The 21,760-nt window shown below is 69.3% G+C and carries 16 protein-coding genes; 14 read left to right on the plus strand and 2 right to left on the minus strand.

What is annotated here, in order from left to right; genetic code table 11:
* Window positions 1-373 precede the first annotated feature (373 nt).
* On the plus strand, window positions 374-1,852 hold the full coding sequence (locus ACTJLD_RS12395) for a sensor domain-containing diguanylate cyclase (protein ID WP_440658875.1): 1,479 nt from the start codon (window positions 374-376) through the stop codon (window positions 1,850-1,852).
* 54 nt (window positions 1,853-1,906) lie between these two features.
* On the opposite strand, the gene tagH is transcribed toward ACTJLD_RS12395, so the two are convergent.
* Both tagH and ACTJLD_RS12405 read right to left on the minus strand, forming a co-directional pair.
* On the minus strand, window positions 1,907-3,349 hold the full coding sequence (tagH, locus tag ACTJLD_RS12400; RefSeq protein ID WP_440658876.1) for a type VI secretion system-associated FHA domain protein TagH: 1,443 nt from the start codon (window positions 3,347-3,349) through the stop codon (window positions 1,907-1,909).
* 44 nt (window positions 3,350-3,393) lie between these two features.
* A complete protein-coding gene (locus tag ACTJLD_RS12405; RefSeq protein WP_060371998.1) occupies window positions 3,394-3,780 on the minus strand; it encodes a TssQ family T6SS-associated lipoprotein in 387 nt (128 codons plus the stop codon).
* A gap of 630 nt (window positions 3,781-4,410) precedes the next feature.
* Between ACTJLD_RS12405 and tssJ the strand changes: the two genes are divergently transcribed.
* From tssJ to tssG, 13 genes are all read left to right on the plus strand, one after another.
* On the plus strand, window positions 4,411-4,926 hold the full coding sequence (gene tssJ / locus ACTJLD_RS12410) for a type VI secretion system lipoprotein TssJ (RefSeq protein ID WP_027791609.1): 516 nt from the start codon (window positions 4,411-4,413) through the stop codon (window positions 4,924-4,926).
* Window positions 4,923-6,329, plus strand: a complete 1,407-nt coding sequence (gene tssK, locus ACTJLD_RS12415; protein ID WP_440658877.1) for a type VI secretion system baseplate subunit TssK — start codon at window positions 4,923-4,925, stop codon at window positions 6,327-6,329. Before tssJ ends, tssK begins: the two co-directional genes overlap by 4 nt.
* 15 nt (window positions 6,330-6,344) lie before the next feature.
* The gene (locus tag ACTJLD_RS12420; RefSeq protein ID WP_440658878.1) at window positions 6,345-7,667 is read left to right on the plus strand and encodes a DotU family type VI secretion system protein; all 1,323 of its coding nucleotides are present in this window, start codon (window positions 6,345-6,347) and stop codon (window positions 7,665-7,667) included.
* 1 nt (window position 7,668) lies between these two features.
* Entirely contained in the window at window positions 7,669-11,298 is a 3,630-nt protein-coding gene (gene tssM, locus ACTJLD_RS12425) for a type VI secretion system membrane subunit TssM (protein WP_440658879.1), read from the plus strand.
* Entirely contained in the window at window positions 11,280-11,975 is a 696-nt protein-coding gene (gene tagF / locus ACTJLD_RS12430; RefSeq protein WP_063623160.1) for a type VI secretion system-associated protein TagF, read from the plus strand. The genes tssM and tagF overlap by 19 nt, the downstream gene beginning before the upstream one ends.
* Window positions 11,976-12,050: 75 nt before the next feature.
* Window positions 12,051-14,414 carry a protein kinase domain-containing protein gene (locus ACTJLD_RS12435; protein WP_440658880.1) on the plus strand — a complete coding sequence of 788 codons (2,364 nt, stop codon included), beginning with the start codon at window positions 12,051-12,053 and terminating at the stop codon, window positions 14,412-14,414.
* Entirely contained in the window at window positions 14,401-15,516 is a 1,116-nt protein-coding gene (gene tssA, locus ACTJLD_RS12440) for a type VI secretion system protein TssA (RefSeq protein WP_440658881.1), read from the plus strand. Before ACTJLD_RS12435 ends, tssA begins: the two co-directional genes overlap by 14 nt.
* A gap of 91 nt (window positions 15,517-15,607) precedes the next feature.
* On the plus strand, window positions 15,608-16,162 hold the full coding sequence (tssB, locus tag ACTJLD_RS12445) for a type VI secretion system contractile sheath small subunit (RefSeq protein WP_059694813.1): 555 nt from the start codon (window positions 15,608-15,610) through the stop codon (window positions 16,160-16,162).
* Window positions 16,155-17,663, plus strand: coding sequence for a type VI secretion system contractile sheath large subunit (gene tssC, locus ACTJLD_RS12450; RefSeq protein ID WP_060085286.1), 1,509 nt, complete (start codon window positions 16,155-16,157; stop codon window positions 17,661-17,663). The genes tssB and tssC overlap by 8 nt, the downstream gene beginning before the upstream one ends.
* 71 nt (window positions 17,664-17,734) lie before the next feature.
* Window positions 17,735-18,226 (plus strand): Hcp family type VI secretion system effector, encoded by a 492-nt coding sequence (locus tag ACTJLD_RS12455; protein WP_027791618.1) that lies wholly within the window; start codon window positions 17,735-17,737, stop codon window positions 18,224-18,226.
* Between the two features lie 16 nt (window positions 18,227-18,242).
* Window positions 18,243-18,791, plus strand: coding sequence for a type VI secretion system baseplate subunit TssE (gene tssE / locus ACTJLD_RS12460; RefSeq protein WP_060085287.1), 549 nt, complete (start codon window positions 18,243-18,245; stop codon window positions 18,789-18,791).
* A gap of 4 nt (window positions 18,792-18,795) precedes the next feature.
* Entirely contained in the window at window positions 18,796-20,667 is a 1,872-nt protein-coding gene (tssF, locus tag ACTJLD_RS12465; RefSeq protein WP_124838467.1) for a type VI secretion system baseplate subunit TssF, read from the plus strand.
* An 8-nt stretch (window positions 20,668-20,675) separates the two neighbouring features.
* Window positions 20,676-21,752, plus strand: coding sequence for a type VI secretion system baseplate subunit TssG (tssG, locus tag ACTJLD_RS12470; protein ID WP_440658883.1), 1,077 nt, complete (start codon window positions 20,676-20,678; stop codon window positions 21,750-21,752).
* Window positions 21,753-21,760: the final 8 nt, after the last annotated feature.

Raw genomic sequence — 21,760 nt, forward strand, 5'->3', positions numbered from 1 at the left:
CCGGGCGGCACTCGCGTTGCGCACTGCGCAACGGCACGCCCGGTCTCCCGCCGGCTTTCCCGCCGGCCGTGCATTCGCATGGCAACCTCACGGCAATTTCAACACGCGTACCACTGCGGACGGATTGTTTCGATTCCGTCATCGGCAGCACCACACGCCACACTACGCGACGCCCCTCGGTGAATGAGCGCCGGCACCCGGTGCCGGCCCGAGCGGAACACGATCCGCCCGATACCGCTCAGGTCACGTCGTACGCAACCCGGCAAGTCAGGACTGCACCTCGTACCCGGAAGTCGTACTTTTTGGTATAGGTTATTCAGAACAAATCATAACGACCGGTGCGTCGGCGCCGGGCCAATCTGAGAGGACACGGATGCATCCGCGGTCGGCAGCGCCGTACTACGTTGTGCTGGCGGGGACCTTGATAGCGTGCGCGCTGATGGGCCTCTGCGTGTTGCAGTTGTTTCAGAGCCGTCACGATGCGCTCGATCGCGCGCGCGAGACGTCGCGAAATCTGGCGCTCGTCGCCGAGCGCGACATCGAACGCAACATCGAGCTGTACGGCCTGTCGCTCGAGGCGGTGATCCAGGGCCTCCGGCGGCCGGACGTCATGGCCGCCCCGCCGGCGCTGCGGCGCGGCATCCTGTTCGATCACGCGATGACGGCGAATTTTCTCGGCTCGATGCTCGTGCTGGATTCGGCCGGCAACATCATCCTGGATTCGGCGAACGAAGTGCCGCGCCACGGCAATTTCGGCGACCGCAAGTACTTTACGGTGCACCGCGACAATCCGGACGTCGGGCTTTACATCAGCGATCCCTATGCGTCCCGCCTGCGCAGCGGCTCGCTCAGCGTCGCGCTGACGCGCCGCGTGTCGAACCCGGACGGCTCGTTCGCCGGCATCGTGATGATCGCGGTCAATCTCGAGTATTTCCACACGCTGTTCGCCGGCCTCGCGCTCGGCTCGCACGGCGCGATTTCGCTGATCGGCACGAACGGCATCATGTTCATGCGCCAGCCGTTCGACGTGCGCACCATCGGTCGCGACATCAGCAAGGCGGCAACGTTTCGCCACTTCATGACGGCACCGGAAGGCTCGTTCGTCGAAACCTCGACGATCGACAACGTGCGCCGCCTGTACTACTTCAAGACGCTGCCGCACCTGCCGCTGATCATCATGGTCGCCGAGGCGGAGCAGGACATCTACGCCGCGTGGCGGCACCGTGCCATCACGATCGGCGCGCTGGTCGCCACCTTCGGCGTGGCGTTCATCGTGCTGTCCTTCATGCTGGGCTCGCAGCTGCGGCGCAGGATGCGCGCCGAATCCGAACTGGTCATGCTCGCGCGCACCGACGGCCTCACCGGGCTCAACAATCGCCGCTCGTTCGGGGAGGTGCTGGATCTCGAATGGCGCCGCGCGCGCCGTGCCCGATCGGTGTTTTCGCTGCTGTTCGTCGACGTCGACCGCTTCAAGGCCTACAACGACACGTATGGCCACCAGGCCGGCGACGACGCGCTGGCGGCGGTCGCACGGTGCATCGGCGACAACATCCGGCGCCCGGCGGACACCGCGGCCCGCTATGGCGGCGAGGAGTTCGTCGTGATCCTGCCCGATACGCCGGCGACGGGTGCGACGGAGATCGCCGAAAGGATTCGCGCAGCCATCGACGGACTGGCGATCGAACATGCGGAAAGCGAATTCGGGCGCGTCACCGCGAGCATCGGCGTGGCAAGCTGGGCGCCCGGGCAGGAAGGGGAGGTCGAGTCGGTGATCAAGGCAGCCGACGAGGCGTTGTACGTCGCGAAGGAAACGGGGCGAAACAAGGTCGCGTCGTGTGGTGCGGCCACCTGACGCCTCCGCCGGCACCCATCGCCCGCGACCGGTGGCGGGTGCGCGGTACGTCGCTCAATGCCTGCCGCTGCCGCGATAGCTTTCCACTTCCGCGTCGTACGCCGCCAGAAACGCCTTGCCGAACACCGACGCGAAATCGTCCTCGATCGCGAACACCGTGTCGCGATGGGTCGCCGCGTAGCGATCCCACATCCTCGCCTTGTACAGCACGGGCACGCGCTTCTCGTACCAGCGCATCGCGTCGTCGCGCTCGCGCAGGCGCTGCGGTGAAAAGCGCGTCAGCAGGTCCATCAACGCCGCGCGCATGCCCGCGACCATGCCGATCTGGTGCGCGTGCAGATCCTGGAACGCGTCGCTGACCGCGCTCTGCGGCGACATGAAACCCGGCAGCGGCAGCCCGAACATCTGCCGCAGCACGGCGCCGCCGTCGGGCAGCAGCTTCAGCGGATTGTTCTCGCGATCGAGCAGCATCGTCATGTGCGCCTTCACCTCGCGCTTCAGGATGCTGCGCGACGACAGCAGCTCGACCGTGCCGTTCGCGAACAGCGCCAGCAACTGGCCCGCGATGTACAGCTGCTCGGCCGACCACTGATGCGATTCGGCCGCGGTGTCGAGCCCCGCGCCTTCGAAGAACGCGCTCAGCAGTTCGTCGGGGGTCGGCGCGCGCGCAGCATGCGGCGCCGGTTCGTCGGCCGGCCGCGTATCGGTGTGCGCGGCGGCCGGTTGCACGCGCACGTGCTGCGTCCACTCGGGCGCGTGATCCGCCTGCGTCGCGGATGACGCATCGCGATCCGCGTTGCCGCGATCGGCGTGCGCCGCCGTGCCCGCTGCGCCGAGGTCGCCCGACGACTGCGCGAACAGGTCGAGCGGATCGGTCGACAGCTGGTGCAGGTCGCGCTGCGAAGGCGCGGGCGGTGCGGCCTGCTGCGCCGCGCCCGCACCTGCGGGGCCGCCTGGCCGCGCAGCGGCGTCCGCCGCCTTGCCGCGCGGCGCGAGACGATCCTGGAGGAGCCCCCACAGCCGGTTGCCGGCGCCTTTCGTATCGACCCGCGATGACGACGGTTGCGCGGGCGCCGCTGCCGCCCGGGCCTGCGCTTGCGCCTGCATATCGACACGCGTGCCGGAATCGGTCTCCATGTCGATGACCGGTGCATGGCCGCCATCGACGCCGTCGCCGCCGTCGTCACGTTCGGCGCGCAGCACGTACGGCCCGATGCGGATGATGTCGCCGGTGTTGAGCGTGCGCTCCTGCGCATAACCGACCGGCTCGCGGTTCACCTCGATCGTCGAGACGCTGCTCAGGTTCTTCAGCAGGCAGGCGTCGTCGCCCACCTGCAGTAGCGCCTGCAGCCGCGAAATCTGCCGCGTGTCGTCGCGCAACACGAGATGGTTGTCGCTGGCCCGGCCAATGGTGCCGCCCGGCGGATGAAACACGACGGCGTCGTAGGAGTCGTTTTCGACCGGCTCGCCGGCATGTTCGATCACGATCAGTTGCATGTCATACGTCGCTCGGTGAAGTGCTCGCGCGCAGGCCGGTTCGTTCAGGACGACGACGCATGCCTGCGGCGCGCGAATTCGAACGCAGGCCCCCAGACCGGATGTCCCTTCTCCGCAGGGGACAAGTCGAAGCGCGGGTTGAGGTCGAGAATTTTCGAGAACTCGGCGCGGCACGGCGTGATGCGGTTCGTCACGCAATAGCTGAACGCGAGGAGCTTGTGCGCGGCAACCTGCGTGTCGGTGTCGGCGCCGTCGATTTCCTTCGCGTGGCTCAGCAGCGCGATCGTGCGCCCGTAGTCGCCGCTGTCGTACGCGGCGCGCGCGCTGTCGACCGTCGCGCGTGCAGCCGACTGGGTCGGGGACGTACTGCACCCGCCGGCCCCCAGCAACAATGCGCCGAGGAAAAGAACGAGCGATGAACGACCTTTCATTATTGAAATTAAGAATTGGCGTAATTGGAAGGTGGCACACAAGCGCTGTTGGATTCTAGTGCCAATCATCGGCACCGAATCGCCTGTTACGTTTTGTTTCATTTCACCAATCCATTTCCACCTGAATGCAGAATCGACTACGAATTTCAGTGCTTGTGAATCCAGAAAAACGGCCTATAGTTCGCTGTGTTTTTCGGATTCGTCAGTTGTTTGGTCAGCGCACGTCAATGCACGAAAAAACGGGCCGTCCGTTCGTGCGAAACGAATAGCCTGGCACACCGTCAGCGCCGCGAGCGTTCGTTGCCCGGTGGCCGGCGGCTTGCGCCCGAGCCCATCCGACAGGTGTCCACGCCACAGAACCGGGCCGCGACGGCGAACCGGTCGGATTGATTTTTGCCATTAATTCATCAACCCCAATTCTCAATTGACCACCATCTCGCCAAATCGACTTTCAAAATCCATGAATGATATGACCCGGCTTTTTACAAGAACAATTTGCCGATACGGATTGCGATGGATGGATATACGGATTACACAATTACCGATCAATTAATTGTCCCTTTTTCAATCGGATCAACCGGTTTCGCGGTCGAAAACCGGCGAACGGCTATTGGGTGGCGAGGGTGGAATATGCAATGGCGGTCGAGCAGTTTCATCGTATGGGGATGCGTGATGCTGTTGCCGGGATGCGGCGCGACGGAGCACGCCGCTGCGGTGCCGTATGCGATCACGGTCGACGTTGCACCCGACGTCAACCCTGACCCGAACCGCAAGCCTGCGCCGATCGTTCTGAAGGTGTTCCAGCTCCGCGCGGCATCGTCGTTCGACAGCGCGGATTTCTTCTCGCTGCAGGACAAGCCGGAGAACGTGCTCGGCACGGACCTGCTCGGCACCGATCGCGTGATCCTGCGGCCGGGCGAGTCGCGCACGCTGCACTATCGCGGCAACGTCGAGGCCGGCGCGATCGGCGTGGTCGCCGAATACCGGATGCTCGAAAAGAACCGCTGGCGGCTGACGGTGCCGCTGCCGCGCGCGAAGCAGCTCAATCTCTACAAGTTCTGGCAGACGTCGCCGGGCGAGCTGAAGCTGTCGATCGCGGTGCGCAACGGCGGCCTCGCGCTGAACGATGCGAAGGGGCGCCCATGACCGAACCGACGATGTCCGCGACACCGGTCGCGGCGCTCCGCCAGCGGGTGGTGTGGACCGAGGGGATGTTCCTGCGGCCGCAGCATTTCCAGCAGCTCGAACGGCACTGGGAACGCTACGTCGCGCTGCGCTGCCTCCCGCTGCAAGGCTTCTTCTGGGGCTTCGACACGCTGGAGCTCGACCGCGAGCAACTGGCGCTCGGCAAGGTCGCGCTGCGCACCGCGTCGGGCGTGATGCGCGACGGCACGCCGTTCGACCTGTCCCATCCGGACGATCTTCCCGAACCGCTCGACGTGCCGGCCGACGCGAAGGACCAGCTCGTCGTGCTCGCGCTGCCGTTGTGGCGCGGCGGCGGCGAGGAGGTGTCGTTCGGTGCAGGCGGAGGCCATGCCGCGAGCGGCGCGAACGGCACGAACGGCGGCGCCGATGTCGCGCGCTACGTCGTGCGCGAATACGAAGTGGCCGACGCGAACGCGGTCGCGCTCGGTCCCGCACTGCTGCAGACGGGGCGCCTGAACGTGCGGCTGATGCTCGAAGCCGAGCTCACCGGCGACTGGCACGCACTCGGCGTCGCCCGGATCGTCGAGCGGCGCACCGATGCACGGCTGCTCGTCGACGACGGCTACATCCCGCCGCGCCTCGTCGCGCAGCACGACGCCGTGCTGCTGGCCTACGCGCGCGAGCTGCACGGGCTGCTCACGCAACGCAGCGAAGCGCTCGCGGAACGGCTGTCGGAGCCCGGGCGCGGCGGCGTGTCGGAAGTCGCGGACTTCCTGCTGCTGCAGCTCGTGAACCGCTATCTCGCGCTGACCTGGCATGCGCAGCAGCACGTGTCGACGCATCCGGAGGCGCTGTTCTGCGACTGGCTGAAGCTCGCGTGCGACCTGAGCACGTTCACGGCGGCCGGCCGGCGCCCGCAGTCGCTCGCCGTCTACGTGCACGACGACCTGCGCACGAGCTTCGCGGAGCTGATGACCGAACTGCGGCGGTCGCTGTCGACGGTGCTCGAGCAAAACGCGATCCAGATCGAGCTGCGCGATGCGGGCAACGGCATCCGCGTCGCGACGCTGGCCGACCCGGTGCTGCGCGACACGGCCGGCTTCGTGCTCGCGGTGCGCGCGGACGTACCGGCCGACAGCCTGCGCGCGCGTTTTCCCGCGCAGGCCAAGCTCGGGCCAGTCGAGCGGATCCGCGATCTCGTGCAACTGCAACTGCCGGGCATCACGATGCGCCAGTTGCCGGTCGCGCCGCGGCAGATCCCGTATCACGCGGGCCATACGTACTTCGAGATCGACAAGGGCAGCGACCTGTGGAAGCAGCTGGCGCGCTCCGGCGGTCTCGCTTTTCATTTCGCCGGCGAATTCCCTGGACTCTCGATGGAGTTCTGGGCGATACGCGGGTGAGGGCGGGGCGACGCGATGAATTCCTCCTCCGATTCGATCTCCCCCGGCGCAGGCGGATTCGTGCCGCCGAATCCGGGCGGCATGCATCCGGCCGCGGCGGGCGCGGCCGGCCCGACCGCCACGCAGCCGCGCCCCGGGCGCTGGGCCGCGAGCGGCACGAACCCGCTCGTCGCGGCCGCAAATCCGCTGCTCAACCTCGTGCCGCAGATCCGTTCGACCGTCCATCACCCGAATCCCGCGTGGCTGCGCGAGCATCTCGTCGTCGAGATCCGGCAGTTCGAGGCGCGCGCGCAGGAGGCCGGCGTGCCGTCGGAAGCGATCATCGGCGCGCGCTACTGCCTGTGCACGGCGCTCGACGAGGCGGCCGCGCTGACGCCGTGGGGCGGCAGCGTGTGGTCGTCGCACAGCCTGCTCGTGTCGTTCCACAACGAGACCTGGGGCGGCGAGAAATTCTTCCACCTGCTCGAACGCCTGTCGCAGCAGCCGCGCCAGCATCTCGACCTGCTCGAGCTGCTGTATTTCTGTCTCGCGCTCGGCTTCGAGGGCCGTTATCGCGTGCTCGACAACGGCCATGCGCAGCTCGACGCGCTGCGCCACCAGCTCGCGCTCACGATCCGCTCGGTGCGCGGCGAATTCGAGCCGGCGCTGTCGCCGCACTGGCGCGACGTCGTCACGCGCGATGTCGCGCGCCGGTTCGTCGTGCCGCTGTGGGTGTGCGTGGCGCTCGCGCTGCTGATCGGCTTCGGCGTGTTCGTCGGGCTGCGGATCGCGCTCGCCGGGCATTCGGACCGGCTGTTCGCGTCGATCGACGCGCTGCACGTGCCGAAGCTGCAGCCCGCGCAGGCGCCGCCGCGCCCGGCACCGGCCCCGCGCATCGCGAAGTTCCTGGAACCGGAGATCGCGGCCGGCCTCGTGTCGGTGCGCGACGCCGCCGATCGCAGCGTGATCGTGCTGCGCGGCGACGGGTTGTTCAAGTCGGGTTCGACGTCGGTGATCGACCGCTACGTGCCGGTGCTCGCCCGTGTGGCCGATGCGCTGGACAAGGTGCCCGGCAACGTGCGCGTGACCGGTTATACGGACGACACGCCCGTGCATACGGCGCGCTTCGCGTCGAACTGGGATCTGTCGCGCGAACGCGCGGAAGCCGTGCGCGGCATGATCGCCGCGCGGCTCGATCATCCGGAACGGCTCGCGGCGGAAGGGCGCGGCACGCTCGACCCGGTCGCGCCGAACGATACGCCCGCGAATCGCGCGCTGAACCGGCGCGTCGAGATCACGCTGCTGCCGGCGCCCGGCAGTGCCGCCGTCGGCGCGAGCGCAACGCAGGGGGACAACTGACATGAACCAGGCTGTCGCGCGTTTCGTCCGGCCGTTGCCGTCGCGGGAGATCTGGACCTTCGCCGGTCTCGTCGTGCTCGCGTGCTTCGTGTGGCTCGCGGGCCCGCTGTTCGCGTTCGCCGAGGTCCGCCCGCTCGAAAGCGGCTGGGCGCGCGGGCTGACGATCGCGGTGCTGTTCGTCGCGTGGGGGGCGCGCGTCGCGTGGCGCAGCTGGCGCGCCGGCCGGCTCAACGCGCAGTTGCTGAACCAGCTGCGCGAAGCGGCGCCCGGGCCGGCCACCGCCGACGATCCGGCGAAAGCGCAGCTCGACGAGTTGCGCAGCCGCTTCGACGAAGCCGCGACGCTGCTGAAGAAGGTCCGCTTCGGGCAGGCCGACACCGTGCGCAAGGGCCTGCCGCGCTGGTTCGACCGGATGTCGCGCCAGTATCTGTACCAGTTGCCGTGGTACGTGTTCATCGGCGCGCCAGGCTCGGGCAAGACCACCGCGCTCGTGAATTCCGGGCTCAGTTTTCCGCTCGCCGAGCAGTTCGGCCGCGCGGCGATTCGCGGCGTGGGCGGCACGCGGCATTGCGACTGGTGGTTCACGAACGACGCGGTGCTGATCGACACGGCCGGCCGCTATACGACGCACGAAGGCAACCGTGCGCTCGACGAGGCCGAATGGAAAGGTTTCGTCGACCTGCTGAAGAAGTACCGCACGCGCCAGCCGCTGAACGGCGCGATGCTGACGATCAGCGTGGCCGACCTGCTCGGCGCGTCGGAGGCCGAGCGCACGCAGCACGCGATGGTGCTGCGCAAGCGGCTGCTCGAACTGCGTGCGCAGCTCGGCATCCGCTTTCCCGTCTACCTGCTCGTGACGAAGGCCGACCTGCTCGCGGGCTTCGCCGAGTATTTCGGCAACTACGGCCGCGCGGAATGCGCGCAGGTGTGGGGTTTCACGTTCCCGCTCGCGCAAAGCGAGGCGCCGGGTTTCGACCTGCGTGCGGCATTCGACCGCGAATACCGGCTGCTGCACCAGCGGCTGAACGACGGGCTGCCCGAACTGCTCGCCGCGCAGACCGACGCGCGCCAGCGCGAGATGACGTACCTGCTGCCGCAGCAGATCGCGGACCTGCAGGACATGCTCGGCCAGTTCGTCGCCGAGGTGTTTTCCGTGTCGAGCTACGAACCGATGCCGATGCTGCGCGGCGTCTACCTGACGAGCGGCACGCAGGAGGGCACCGCGTTCGATCGCGTGATGAGCGGCATCAAGCGCTTCCTGAAGATCGAGGGCGTGCCGCCGGTCGCGCAGGTCGGCTCGACCGGCCGCAGCTTCTTCCTGAAGTCGCTGCTGCAGGAGCACATCTTCCGCGAAGCGTCGCTCGCCGGCAGCGACCTGCGCTGGCATCAGAAACGGCGCGTGCTGCAGATCGCCGGCTACGTGCTGCTCGCGCTGGTGTGCGTGGCCGTGCTGGTCGCCTGGCTGCGCAGCTATTCGAACAATCGCGCGTATCTCGACCAGATCGGCGCGCGCGTGCCGGCCGTCGATGCGCAGATTGCCGGCGCGAAATTCTCCGATGCGGCCGACGTCGCCCGCCTGCTGCCCGTGCTCGACGCGCTCGGCGGCCTCGCGAATACCGGCGGCGTCGACCTGCAGCATCCGCCGCTCGCGTACCGGTGGGGGCTGTTCCAGGGCGAGAAGATCGACGAGGCCGTCGACGCCGTGTACCGGCGCGCGCTCGAGGACGTGCTGCTGCCGATCGCCGCGAGCCGGATGGAGGCCGCGCTGCACGACGCGCGGCCCGACGAGACCGAATTCGCGTATGCGGCGCTGAAGGCGTACCTGATGCTGTACGACAGCGCGCACTACGATCCCGCGTTCGTGCAGGCCGTCGTCGATCTCGAAATGGAACGCGCGCTGCCGCCCGATTTCTCGCCGGCCGAACGCACCGCGCTGCGTGCGCATCTCGCCGCGCTGTTCGGCGGCCGCGTCGCGGTGTCGCCGTATCCGATGAACGAGCGGCTCGTGGCCGACGTGCGCGACCGGCTGCGGCAGGTGCCGTTCTCGCAGCGGCTGTACCGGCAGCTCACAATGACGCTGCGGCCGGCCACCGCCGCGTTCGACTTCAGCGTCGCGCGCGCGGTCGGCCCGGACGCGTCGCTGGTGTTCCGCCGCCAGGGCGGCAAGCCGCTGTCGGAAGGCGTGCCGGGCCTCTATACGCGCAACGGTTATCGCAACGTGTTCGCGCCGCGCCTGGCCGGCGAGGTCGAGGCCTACGGGCGCGAGGAAGTGTGGGTGCTGAACCTCGGGCTCTCCGAGATTCCCGGGCCGAACGACGCGGCCGCGTGGGCCCGCGATATCCGCCAGCTGTACCTGAACGACTACCTGAAGATCTGGGACGACTATCTCGCCGACATCAAGCTGCAGCGCACCGCGACGCTCGCGCAGAGCATCCAGGTGGCACGCGCGCTGTCGTCCGCCGATTCACCGCTCACGCGGCTGATGGTCGCGCTCGCGCGCGACACGGCGCTCGGCGATGCACCGGGCGGCGGGGCGCGCAATCTCGCCACGCGCGCGCAGGACAAGGTCGACGAGGCGCGCAGCTCGCTGTCGCAGATCTTCGCGAGCAAGGGAAGCGATGCGAACACGTCCGCGGCAGCGCCCGCGAGCGCCGAGCAGATCGTCGACAGCCACTTCGCCGGGTTGCGCGCGTTCGCGCCGGGCAGCGGCGACCAGGCCCAGGCGTTCAACGACGTGCTGAAGTCGATCGACGCGCTGTACACCTACCTGACGGCCACCGACGACGCATTGAGGAGCGGCGCGCAGCCGCCGCCGTCCGACGCGCCGGCGAAGCTGCGCGCGCAGGCCGGCCGCCTGCCGACGCCGTTCCGCGATGTGCTCGACGACCTGTCGAACGTCGCGAACGGCAGCGTGGCGACCGTCGAGCAGCGCAGCGTCGCGACGCGGGCCGGCGCGAACGTCGGCGACTTCTGCCGGCAGGCGATCGCGGGGCGTTATCCGTTCGCGCGCGGATCGTCGCGCGACGTCGCGCCAGCGGATTTCGCGCAGATGTTCGCACCCGGCGGCCTGATGGACGACTTCTTCCAGAAGAACCTGCAGTCGATCGTCGATACGACGTCGCACCCGTGGCGCTTCGCGAACCGCAATGCGGACGCCGATCCGTCGGCCGCCGCGATGCTGGCGTCGTTCGAGAAGGCGGCGGTGATCCGCGACGCCTATTTCGGCGGCGGTGCGCGCACCGCGCAGTTGAAGGTGCAGATCCAGCCGCTCGAAATGGACCCGTCGATCACGGAGATGGTGCTCGACGTCGACGGGCAGATCGTCCGCTACGCGCACGGCCCGCTCGTGCAGAGCGCGGTGGACTGGCCGGGCCCGCGCGGCAGCAACCAGGTGCGGCTGCAGGTGTCGGGGCAGGCCGGCGCGACCGACGGCTTCTCGACCGACGGGCCGTGGGCGCTGCACCGGCTGTTCGACCGCGCGGCCGTATCGGCCGGGCGCGGCTCCGACCAGATGATTGCGCGCTTCACGGTCGACGGCAAACCGGTCGTGCTGCAAGTGAATGCGGGCAGTGTCCGCAACCCGTTCAGGCTGCCCCAGATGGAGTCCTTTACATGCCCTCCGAAGCCATGAGCCCGACACCGCCGTTCACGCGTACCGACGGCGATGCGCCGGCCTGGTACGGGAAGATTCCCGGCGCCGGCGACTTCGTGAACAGCCGGCTGCCGCATGCGCTCGCGCTGTGGTGGGAGCGCTGGCTCCAGCAGGGGATGGCCGCGATGCGCCAGCGCGGCGCGGACGAGATCGAGCGCCATTACACGGTCGCGCCGGTCTGGAATTTCCTGATCCCGGCGGGCGCCGGCGCGTCGTGCGTGCAGCCGGGCTGCCTCGCGCCGAGCTGCGACCGCGTGGGGCGCTACTACCCGGTGATCGTCACGCTGCCGATGCGTGCGGCCGATTACTGGAACGGGCTGCCGGACGCCGCCGACGCGTTCTACTGGCAGGTCGGACAGGCGCTGCTCGACGCGATCCGCCATGCCCGCGCGCCGGGCGATCTCGAGCGGACGCTCGAACGCGTGCGGCTCGCGCCGGGCGTCGACAGGCACGCGGACATCGTCGACGGCACGCCGGCGCCGCTGCCGGAGCGGCCGGCACCGGCCGCGTGGCCGGGGCTGTCCGGTTACTTCGATCCGCACGGCGGCACCAGCTTCTGGTGGACCAACCGCGCGGACGGATCGCCGCTGCGCACGCACGCGCACACGGGCACGCCCGACAACGCGCTGTTCCTGACGCTGTTCGGCGGCGGTTAGCGGCCGGACAGAAGGACGGCGGGCCGCCGGGCGCGGCGGCGGGCGGAAAGGACGCGGTTTCGAGAGGTGGTGGAGATGAAGGACGCTGGATCGAGAGACAACGAGCACGACACGGCGACACGCGGCGACGCATCCGAATTCACGGTGCGGCCGCTGCCGCTCGGCCATCGCCTCGGCGAATTGCAGCTCGACGAGGTGCTGGGCATCGGCGGCTTCGGGATCGTCTATCGCGCGTTCGACCGCACGTTGCGGCGCGCGGTCGCGATCAAGGAGTACATGCCGTCGATGCTGGCCACGCGCGGCGGCGACTATACGGTGTCGCTGCGCTCCGAGCGGTTCGCGCAGGCATTCGACGCGGGGCGCGGCGCGTTCCTCAACGAAGCGCGCCTGCTCGCGCAATTCGACCATCCGGGGCTCGTCAAGGTTCTGCATTTCTGGGAAAGCCACGGCACCGCGTACATGGTGATGCCGTTCTACGAGGGGCGCACGCTCAAGCAGCTGCTCGACGGCGGGATGCGGATCAGCGAGACGCAGCTGCGCAACATCGTCGGCGCGCTGCTCGGCGCGCTCGACACGCTGCATCGCGCGCAGTGCTTTCATCGCGACGTCGCGCTCGACAACGTGCTGATCCGCCCGAACGGCAGCGCGATCCTGCTCGACTTCGGCGCGGCGCGCAAACGGATCGGCGATCTGGTCGACGACGGCGCGATGATGATCAAGCCCGGCTACGCGCCGATCGAGCAATACACCGACGATCCCGCGTTCAGCCAGGGGCCGTGGACGGATCTCTATGCGCTCGGCGCGGTGATGCACGCGATGATCACCGGCGAGTTGCCGCCCGCGGCCGTCGTGCGCAGCATCAAGGACACCTACCGGCCGCTCGCGTCGCGTGAACTGCCGGCCGGCGAGGTGTACAGCCCGGCTTTTCTCGCGGCCGTCGATCATGCGCTGCAGTTGCGGATTCCGGACCGGCCGGAATCGGTCGCGGCATTCGCGGCGGAACTCGGGTTGCGGGACTTCGACCGGACGGGCAGCGGGTATGGCGCGCCCGCCGTGCCGCCCGTGGGCGATGCGGGCAGGGGCGGGGGAGACAAGGGGGCGGCTTCTGTCGAGGCCGGGACCGCGTCGGCTGCCGCCGCGACTTCGATCGGTGCGGGTGGGGCCGCTTCGGGTGGCGCTGCGCCGCCGACGCAGGCGGGTGCAGGCCCTGTGTCGACGCCTACGGACACGGTATCCGCATCGCCCGGTGTGTCGGACGGCAAGCCGGAAACCGATGATGTGTCTCCAACGTTGAAAGCGGCCACGCACGGCGCAGCCGCCACGGCGGCTGCGGGAGCGCTCGCAGCGTCCGCATCGCATGCGTCCCGGCCGGCCGCGAAACCGGTTGAATCCGATGCGCCGAATGGAGACGTCGAACGCGCGAAAGAACCGGCCGCTGCACGCACCGACCCGCACGACGAAACCGGCGCGCGATCCGCAAGACGCGATACGGACATCGGCGCGCGTGGTGCGGCGGGTTCTGGGAAGGCGGACGCGTTCGCGGCTGAAGGCGCTGGTGCCGGTGCCGGTGCCGGTGCCGCCAGTACGACCGCGCCGTATCCCGCCGCATCGTCGTCAGCGTCGTCAGGCGGCGCTTCCGTACCGCCCGGCGCCCAGCACGGCCAGGCCCCCGCCGGATCGCGCAAGCGCCGGCTGCCTGTCTACGCAGGTGGCGCGGTCGTCGCGCTGATCGCCGTCGGGCTCGCCGCGACCTATCTGTCGCGTCCCGCCCGCGTGGCCGACGAGCCCGCGCCCGTCGCGAGCCAGCCGCAGGCCGGCACGTCACCGCCCGCGAGCACGCCGGCTGCCACACTGGCCCAGCAGGGGCCGACGCCGATCGTCGTGCCGCCGTCCAGCCTGCCGGCCGGATCGTCTGCCCAGGTTCCGCCGCCACGCGTCGCCGCCGAGCCTGCCAGCACGCCGGCCGTCGAGGCCGCCGCGCCCGCGCCGCAGGTTGCGACCACGGTGACCAACACGGCCCCGCCGCCGGCCGGCGCCAGCCCCGCCATCGCGCCCGCCGGCAGCCTCGACGCGTCGGAGCGCGTCGTCAACGTACCGCCGTCGGAAGCCGCCGTACCGCCGGTGACGACGCCATCCCCGGCACCGAAACCGCCGGACAGCCAGACGGCCGTCGCCGCCGTGACCGCGCTGCCCGCCGAGCAACAGCCGCGTGCGCCGAAGGCGCAGGAAACCGTGCAGGTGCGTTTCAACGTGCGGCCATGGGGCGATGTCTACGTGAACGGCGCGCGGCGCGGCGCGAGCCCGCCGCTGCGTTCGGTATCGCTGACGCCGGGCGTCTACGTGATCGAAATCCGCAACGGCTCGCTGCCGCCGTTGCACCGCACCGTGGCGATCGATTTCGGCAGCAAACCGGTCAACATCGACTATGCATTCGAATGACGTCAGCCAGGCGGCGCTGGCCGCCGCCGCATTTTCCGCGGTGCCGCCCGGCATCCCGGCGACGCCGCGCGCGGGCCTGATCGGCCCGTTGCTCGCGGATGTCGCGCCCGATGCGCCGTGCGGCGCGAACCTCGAATACGACGCCGAGTTCCTGCAGTTGCAGGAGCGTGCGACGCCGCGCGCCGAGCAGCAATACGGCGACACCGTGATCCCGGCCGAGGCGCCCGACTGGCGCGCGGTCGAGCGGCTCGCGCTGGCGCTGTCCGCGCGCACGAAGGACCTGCGCGTGATCGCCTGTCTCGCGCGAAGCTGGACCGAGCAGCACGGTATCCCCGGTTATGCGGACGCGCTCGCGCTCGTCGCGAACCTGCTCGAGCGCCGCTGGGACGCCCTGCATCCGCGGCTCGACGCGGACGGCGAACCGGACCCGACACCGCGGATGAACGCGCTCGCCGACGTGGCCGGCGCACACGACTGCGCGCGCGCGGCGCGCCGCCAGCCGCTGTTCGAAGGCGGGCCGAGCGTGCGCGACGCCGAACGGCTGCTGGACGGCCGCGACGATACCGGCAGCCCCGTAGCCGGCAGCCGCGAAAGCCTGCTGGTCGCGCTGTCGGCCGCGTCGGGCGACGGCACGACGCCGCTCGACGCGGCGCGCGCGGCACTGCACGCGCTGGATGCGATCCGCGCGTGCGTGACCGACAAGCTGGGCCGCGAATGGGCACCCGACGAAGGCGACGCGGAGAGGGCGCTGCGGCGGATCGTACGCGAGGTGCCGCTACCCGAGCCGCAACCGGTGTCGCCCGACACGCAGCAGGCCGTTCCCGGCGACGCATCGCAGGCCGTCTCGGCACCCGCCGCGTCGACGCCGATGCCGAACGCCCACGCGTGGCGCGAAGCCGACATCACGAGCCGCGACGACGTGCGCATCGGTCTCGACAAGATGTGCCGCTATTTCGAACAGCACGAACCGAGCCACCCGGCGCCGCTGCTGCTGCGGCGCGCGCAGCGGCTGCTCGCGCTCGACTTCTACGAAATCATCCGCGATCTCGCGCCGGAGAGCCTCGCGAAGCTGGACCTGCTGAGCGGCGAGCGAAGCGAATGAAAAGAATCAAACGAATGAACCGAACGAAAGGAACCGCCATGCGGGCGGCAACGACGGACTGCGCAACCTGATCGATGTGAAGGAGTGGACGATGACGGACAGAACCAAGGCGGCGGGCAGCGGACAGAAGTTCATCGCGCGCAATCGGGCGCCGCGCGTGCAGATCGAGTACGACGTCGAGACCTACGGCGCCGAACGCAAGGTGCAGCTGCCGTTCGTGATGGGCGTGATTTCGGACCTGGCGGGCAAGCGTGCCGAGCCGCTGCCGGACCTGCCGGAGCGCAAGTTTCTCGAGATCGACGTCGACAACTTCGACGAGCGGATGAAATCGGTCGCGCCGCGCGTCGCGTTCCAGGTGCCGAACACGCTGACGGGCGAAGGGATGCTCAACGTCGACATGACGTTCGAGCAGATCGACGATTTCTCGCCGGCCGCGATCGCACGCAACGTCGACGCGCTGCGCCGGCTGCTGGAGGCGCGCACCGAGCTGTCGAACCTGCTGTCGTACATGGACGGCAAGCACGGTGCCGAGCAACTGATCGAACGCGCGATCAACGATCCCGACCTGCTGAAGACGCTCGTGCGCGAACCGCACGCGAGCACGCAGAGCGGCGACGCGACCCAACCGGAGGCCCGCGATGAATGATCCTGTCCAGTCCCGCGTCGACGCGCGCGATGCCGCGCGACCCGCCGTCGCGCACGACGAATTCGCGGCGCTGCTGCAGAAGGAGTTCAAGCCGAAGACGGCCGAGGCGCGCGAATCGGTCGAGCGCGCGGTGCGCACGCTCGCGCAGCAGGCGCTCGAACATACGGTCGGCATGACGACCGACGCGTACGGCAGCGTGAAGCAGATCATCGCGGAGATCGACCGCAAGCTGTCCGAGCAGATCAACCAGATCCTGCATCACAACGAGTTCCAGACGCTCGAAGGCGCGTGGCGCGGGCTGCATTACCTCGTCACGCACACCGAGACCGACGAGCTGCTGAAGATCAAGGCGCTGCCGGCGTCGCGCAACGAAGTCGCGCGGACGCTGAAACGCTACAAGGGCGTCGCGTGGGACCAGAGCCCGCTGTTCCGCAAGATCTACGAAGAGGAATACGGGCAGTTCGGCGGCGAGCCGTTCGGCTGCCTGGTCGGCGATTTCCATTTCAACCACAGCCCGCCCGACGTCGAGATGCTCGGCGAGCTGTCGAAGATCGCGGCGGCCGCGCACGCGCCGTTCATCGCCGGCGCGTCGCCCGAGCTGATGCAGATGGATTCGTGGCAGGAGCTGTCGAACCCGCGCGACCTGACGAAGATCTTCCAGAACACCGAATATGCGGCGTGGCGCAGCCTGCGGCAATCGGAGGATTCGCGCTACATCGGGCTCGCGATGCCGCGCTTTCTCGCGCGGCTGCCGTACGGCGCGCGCACCAACCCGGTCGACGAATTCGACTTCGAGGAAGACACCGACGCCGCGAACCACGACCGCTACACGTGGGCGAACTCGGCGTACGCGATGGCCGCGAACATCAACCGCTCGTTCAAGCAGTACGGCTGGTGTTCGTCGATCCGCGGCGTCGAATCGGGCGGGGCGGTCGAAGGGCTGCCGAGCCACACGTTCCCGACCGACGACGGCGGCGTCGACCAGAAGTGCCCGACCGAGATCGCGATCAGCGACCGCCGCGAGGCCGAACTCGCGAAGAACGGCTTCATGCCGTTCGTGCACCGGAAGAACTCGGATTTCGCGGCGTTCATCGGCGCGCAGTCGCTGTACCAGCCGGCCGAGTATCACGATCCCGACGCAACCGCGAACGCGCGCCTGTCCGGCCGCCTGCCGTACCTGTTCGCGTGCTGCCGCTTCGCGCATTACCTGAAGTGCATCGTGCGCGACAAGATCGGCTCGTTCCGCGAACGCGACGACATGGAGCGCTGGCTGAACGACTGGATCATGAACTACGTCGACGGCGACCCCGTCAATTCGTCGCAGGAAACCAAGGCGCGCAAGCCGCTCGCGGCCGCGCAGGTGGTCGTCGACGAGGTCGAGGACAACCCCGGCTACTACACGTCGAAATTCTTCCTGCGGCCGCATTACCAGCTGGAAGGGCTCACCGTGTCGCTGCGGCTCATCTCGCGGCTGCCGACCGCGAAGGCGGCCAACGAATGAGCGGCGGCGCATGCAACGATCGGACTTCAACGCGGCATTCATCCTGACATCGCACTGAAACGGAGACGGTTATGGGCGTGGCAATGTTTATGAAGGTGGACGGCGTGACCGGCGAATCGGCGGACGCGCAGCACAAGGGCTGGACCGACATCCAGTCGTTCACGTGGGGCGCGAGCCAGCCTGGCGCCATGGCGAGCGGCAGCGGCGGCAACGCGGGCAAGGCGAGCTTCAACGATCTGGTCGTCGCCGCGTACATGGACAAGGGGGCACCCGCGATCATCAAGAATTGCGCGAACGGCAAGCATTTGTCGTCGGTCGAGATCTCCGCGTGCAAGACGGGCGGCACGCAGGTCGAGTTCATGCGCGTGACGCTGCAGGAGGTGCTCGTCACGTCCGCGCAGGTCGCGGGGATCGATCCGGGCGACGTCGCCGACCGGCTGATGATGCACTACGGCTTCCAGGCCGCGAAGGTGAAGAAGCAGTACTGGCAGCAGAACGACAACGGCGGCAAGGGCGCGGAGGTGACCGTCGGCTGGAACATCAAGGAAAACACCGAGATGTGACGGCGCGGAGACGACCATGGACGACCCGCGAACCCGCGACGGCCGGGAGGGCAACCTGCGCGACCGGCTTCAGCCCGCGCTGCTCGACCGGCTCACCGACGACACGCCGCAGCGCGCGAGCGAAGCGCCCGGCGCGCAGTGGATCGGCACCGAACGCCTGCGTGCGGCCGTGCTGCGCGATCTCGCGTGGCTGCTCAACACGCGCAACGCCGAGGACGGTTTCGTCGACTGGTCGGCGTTCGCGCACGCGCAGGCGTCGGTGCTCAACTACGGGATGCGGCCGCTCGTCGGCAAGCCGATGTCGGGTGTCGAGCGGATGTCGGTCGAGGCGTCGATCCGCGACGCGATCGTGCGCTTCGAGCCGCGCATCGCGCCCGACAGCATCGACGTCCGCAGCGTGACCGATGCGCCGGGCGGCCGCGCCGGCGAACGGCGTCACAACGTGCTGCTGTTCGAGATTCGCGGCACGCTGTGGTCGATCCCGCATCCGCTCGAATTCGTGCTGCGCTCCGACCTCGATCTCGAGACGGGCGCGATGTCGCTGCAATCCGTGGCGGGAGCCTGACGCGATGGATACGCGCCTGCTCGACTACTACAACCGTGAACTCGCGTACCTGCGCGAGCTCGGCGGCGAATTCGCGCAGCAGTTCCCGAAGGTGGCCGCGCGGCTGCGGCTCAATGAATCGGGACCGCCCGACCCATACGTCGAGCGGCTGCTCGAAGGCTTCAGCTTCCTCACCGCGCGCGTGCAGTTGAAGATGGACGCCGAGTTTCCGCGCTTCACGCAGGCGCTGCTCGATGCCGTGTATCCCGGTTATGTCGCGCCGCTGCCGTCGATGGCGATCGTGCGGTTCGCGCCGATGCTGAACGAAGGCAGCCTCGCGCAAGGCTGGCGGCTGCCGGCCGGCACGGCGCTGCGTGCACGGCCGGCCGCGTCCGAGCAGACCGCGTGCGAATTCCGTACCGCGCACGACCTGACGCTGTGGCCGCTCGAACTGACCGATGCGAGCGTCACCGGCGCACCGTCGTGGCTGCCGCGCGGTGTCGTCGCCGCACGGCAGGACGTGCGCGGTGCGCTGCGCATCCGGCTGAAGGCGCGCGGCGGCGCCAGATTGTCGCAACTGCCGCTCGACCGGCTGACGTTCCATCTCGCGGGCCCCGAGCGCGACGCGCTGCACCTGCTCGAACTGATCGCCGCGCATGCGCTCGGCGTCGTGTGCCACGATCCGGCGCAGCCGCCGCGCTGGCTGCATACGCTCGATGCCGACGCGATCGTCCACGAGGGTTTCGATCCCGCGCAGGCGATCCTGCCCGACGACGGCCGCAGCTTCCACGGCTACCGGCTCCTGCGCGAGTATTTCGCGTTTCCGGCGCGTTTCCTGTTCTTCAGCATCGGCGGGCTGCGTGCCGCGCTCGCTCGCGCGACCGGCGACGAGTTCGAACTGACCGTGCTGTTCGACCGCCACGACGCGGCGCTCGAGGCGGCCGTCAGCGCGCGCCACCTCGCGCTGAACTGCACGCCGGCCGTGAACCTGTTCGCGCGCCGCGCCGATCGCATTCAGTTGCAGCCGGGGGCGCGCGAACACCATGTCGTCGTCGATCGCAGCCGGCCGCTCGACTACGAGGTCTATGCGGTGCAGCGCCTCGCGAGCGAGCAGCGCGACGACGGCCAGTCGCGTGAATTCCGGCCGTTTCACGCGTCGTTCGCCGGCGACGACGGCAACCACGGCGCGTACTACACGGTGCGGCGCGAACCACGGCTCGTCTCCGCCCAGGCGCGCGCGAACGGCACGCGCACCGGTTACGTCGGCAGCGAGACCTACGTGTCGCTCGTCGACAGCCAGTGCGCGCCGTACGACGAGACGATGCGCTACCTGGCGGCCGACACGCTGTGCACGAACCGCGACCTCGTGCTGCTGCAGCCGCCCGGCGATGCGAACACGTTCACGCTGCGCGTGTCGGCCCCGGTCGACAGCATCGTCGCGATCCGCGGGCCGTCGCGGCCGCGCCCGCCAATCGCCGACGCGCAAACTGCGTGGCGGCTGATCCGCCATCTCGGGCTCGCACGTCACACGCTGACCGATCTCGACGACGACGAGGGCGCGCATGCGCTGCGCGAACTGCTCGGCCTGCATGCCGACCCGGCCGATGCCGCGATGCGCCGGCAGATCGACGGCGTGCTGCGCGTGGCGTTCTCGCCGGTGTTCCGCCGGCTGCCGGCGTCCGGCCCCCTGATGTTCGGGCGTGGCGTGCAGGTCGACGTGACCGTCGACGACCATGCGTTCTCCGGCGACAGCCCGTTCCTGCTCGGCGCGGTGCTCGAACAGTTCTTCGCGCGCCACGTGTCGATCAACGCGTTCGCCGAATGCGTGCTGACCAGCGCGCAGCGCGGCACGCTCGCGCACTGGCCGGCGCGTGTCGGCAGGCGGCCCGCGATATGACGCGCGACATGTCTCCGCGTGCCGGAACGGCCACCGAAGCCGCACGCCGCGACGCGTGGTGGGCGCGCCTGCGTGCCGCGCCGCACGGTTACGACCTGTTCCAGGCGTTGCGCTGGCTCGATGCGCTGTCGCCCGGCCGCGCGCCGCTCGGTCATGCCACGCGGCCGCGCGACGAGCCGGTGCGGCTCGGGCAGCAACCGTCGCTCGCGTTCGCGGCGTCGATGCTCGCCGGCGTGACCGACGACGGCACCGTGCCGCCGCGCATTGCGATTCACGGATTCGGGCTGTTCGGCCCGAACGGGCCGTTGCCGACACACCTGACCGAATACGCGTACGAACGCGCCGCACAGCACGACGACCCGACGTTTGCCGCGTTCGCCGACCTGTTTCATCACCGGCTGATCCTGCTGTTCTACCGCGCGTGGGCCGACGCGCAGCCGACGGTGAGCCTCGATCGCCCGGAACGCGCGCGCTTCGACGGGTATGTCGCGAGCCTGATCGGGCGCGCGGCGCACGACGACAAGCCCGCCGCGCATGCCGACGCCGACACGCTCGCGCCGCATGCGCGTTATTTCCATGCCGGCCATCTCGTCCGGCACACGCGCAACCCGGAAGGGCTCGTGCAGATCCTGCGCCGGCATTTCGGTGTCGAGGCCCGCATCGTCGAGCACGTGCCGCAATGGGTCGCGATCGAGCGGTCGCAGCGCTGCACGATCCGCGCGACGCGGCCGACCTTGCGGCTGGGCGCCGTCGCGCTCGGCATCGCGGTGCGCGATGCGCAGTCGCGCTTCCGGATCGTGCTCGGCCCGCTGTCGCTCGACGCGTACCGCCGCTTCCTGCCGGGCGGCCCGCATGCCCGGCAGCTCGCGTCATGGGTGCGCGAATACGTCGGCATCGAGTTCGACTGGGACGTGCAGCTCGAACTGGCGGCCGACGCAGTGCCGGCGATCGCGCTCGGCGCGCCGCAGGGCATCGGCCGCACCGCGTGGCTCGGGCAGCGGCTCGAACCGGGCCCCGCGCGCGACCTCGTCGTCCGCTACGACGTGCGGCGCGCCGGCGCACTCCTTCATCGCGAAACCGCCTAAACGGGAAC

This window comes from Burkholderia sp. 22088, from assembly GCF_052045915.1.
Classification (GTDB): Bacteria; Pseudomonadota; Gammaproteobacteria; order Burkholderiales; family Burkholderiaceae; genus Burkholderia; species Burkholderia cepacia.

Excerpts from the sequence above, each read along its gene's own strand:
- ACTJLD_RS12395 (WP_440658875.1), top strand. The coding sequence starts at position 374 with ATGCATCCGCGGTCGGCAGCGCCGTACTACGTTGTGCTGGCGGGGACC.
- tagH (WP_440658876.1), bottom strand. The coding sequence starts at position 3,349 with ATGCAACTGATCGTGATCGAACATGCCGGCGAGCCGGTCGAAAACGAC.
- ACTJLD_RS12405 (WP_060371998.1), bottom strand. The coding sequence starts at position 3,780 with ATGAAAGGTCGTTCATCGCTCGTTCTTTTCCTCGGCGCATTGTTGCTG.
- tssJ (WP_027791609.1), top strand. The coding sequence starts at position 4,411 with ATGCAATGGCGGTCGAGCAGTTTCATCGTATGGGGATGCGTGATGCTG.
- tssK (WP_440658877.1), top strand. The coding sequence starts at position 4,923 with ATGACCGAACCGACGATGTCCGCGACACCGGTCGCGGCGCTCCGCCAG.
- ACTJLD_RS12420 (WP_440658878.1), top strand. The coding sequence starts at position 6,345 with ATGAATTCCTCCTCCGATTCGATCTCCCCCGGCGCAGGCGGATTCGTG.
- tssM (WP_440658879.1), top strand. The coding sequence starts at position 7,669 with ATGAACCAGGCTGTCGCGCGTTTCGTCCGGCCGTTGCCGTCGCGGGAG.
- tagF (WP_063623160.1), top strand. The coding sequence starts at position 11,280 with ATGCCCTCCGAAGCCATGAGCCCGACACCGCCGTTCACGCGTACCGAC.
- ACTJLD_RS12435 (WP_440658880.1), top strand. The coding sequence starts at position 12,051 with ATGAAGGACGCTGGATCGAGAGACAACGAGCACGACACGGCGACACGC.
- tssA (WP_440658881.1), top strand. The coding sequence starts at position 14,401 with ATGCATTCGAATGACGTCAGCCAGGCGGCGCTGGCCGCCGCCGCATTT.
- tssB (WP_059694813.1), top strand. The coding sequence starts at position 15,608 with ATGACGGACAGAACCAAGGCGGCGGGCAGCGGACAGAAGTTCATCGCG.
- tssC (WP_060085286.1), top strand. The coding sequence starts at position 16,155 with ATGAATGATCCTGTCCAGTCCCGCGTCGACGCGCGCGATGCCGCGCGA.
- ACTJLD_RS12455 (WP_027791618.1), top strand. The coding sequence starts at position 17,735 with ATGGGCGTGGCAATGTTTATGAAGGTGGACGGCGTGACCGGCGAATCG.
- tssE (WP_060085287.1), top strand. The coding sequence starts at position 18,243 with ATGGACGACCCGCGAACCCGCGACGGCCGGGAGGGCAACCTGCGCGAC.
- tssF (WP_124838467.1), top strand. The coding sequence starts at position 18,796 with ATGGATACGCGCCTGCTCGACTACTACAACCGTGAACTCGCGTACCTG.
- tssG (WP_440658883.1), top strand. The coding sequence starts at position 20,676 with ATGTCTCCGCGTGCCGGAACGGCCACCGAAGCCGCACGCCGCGACGCG.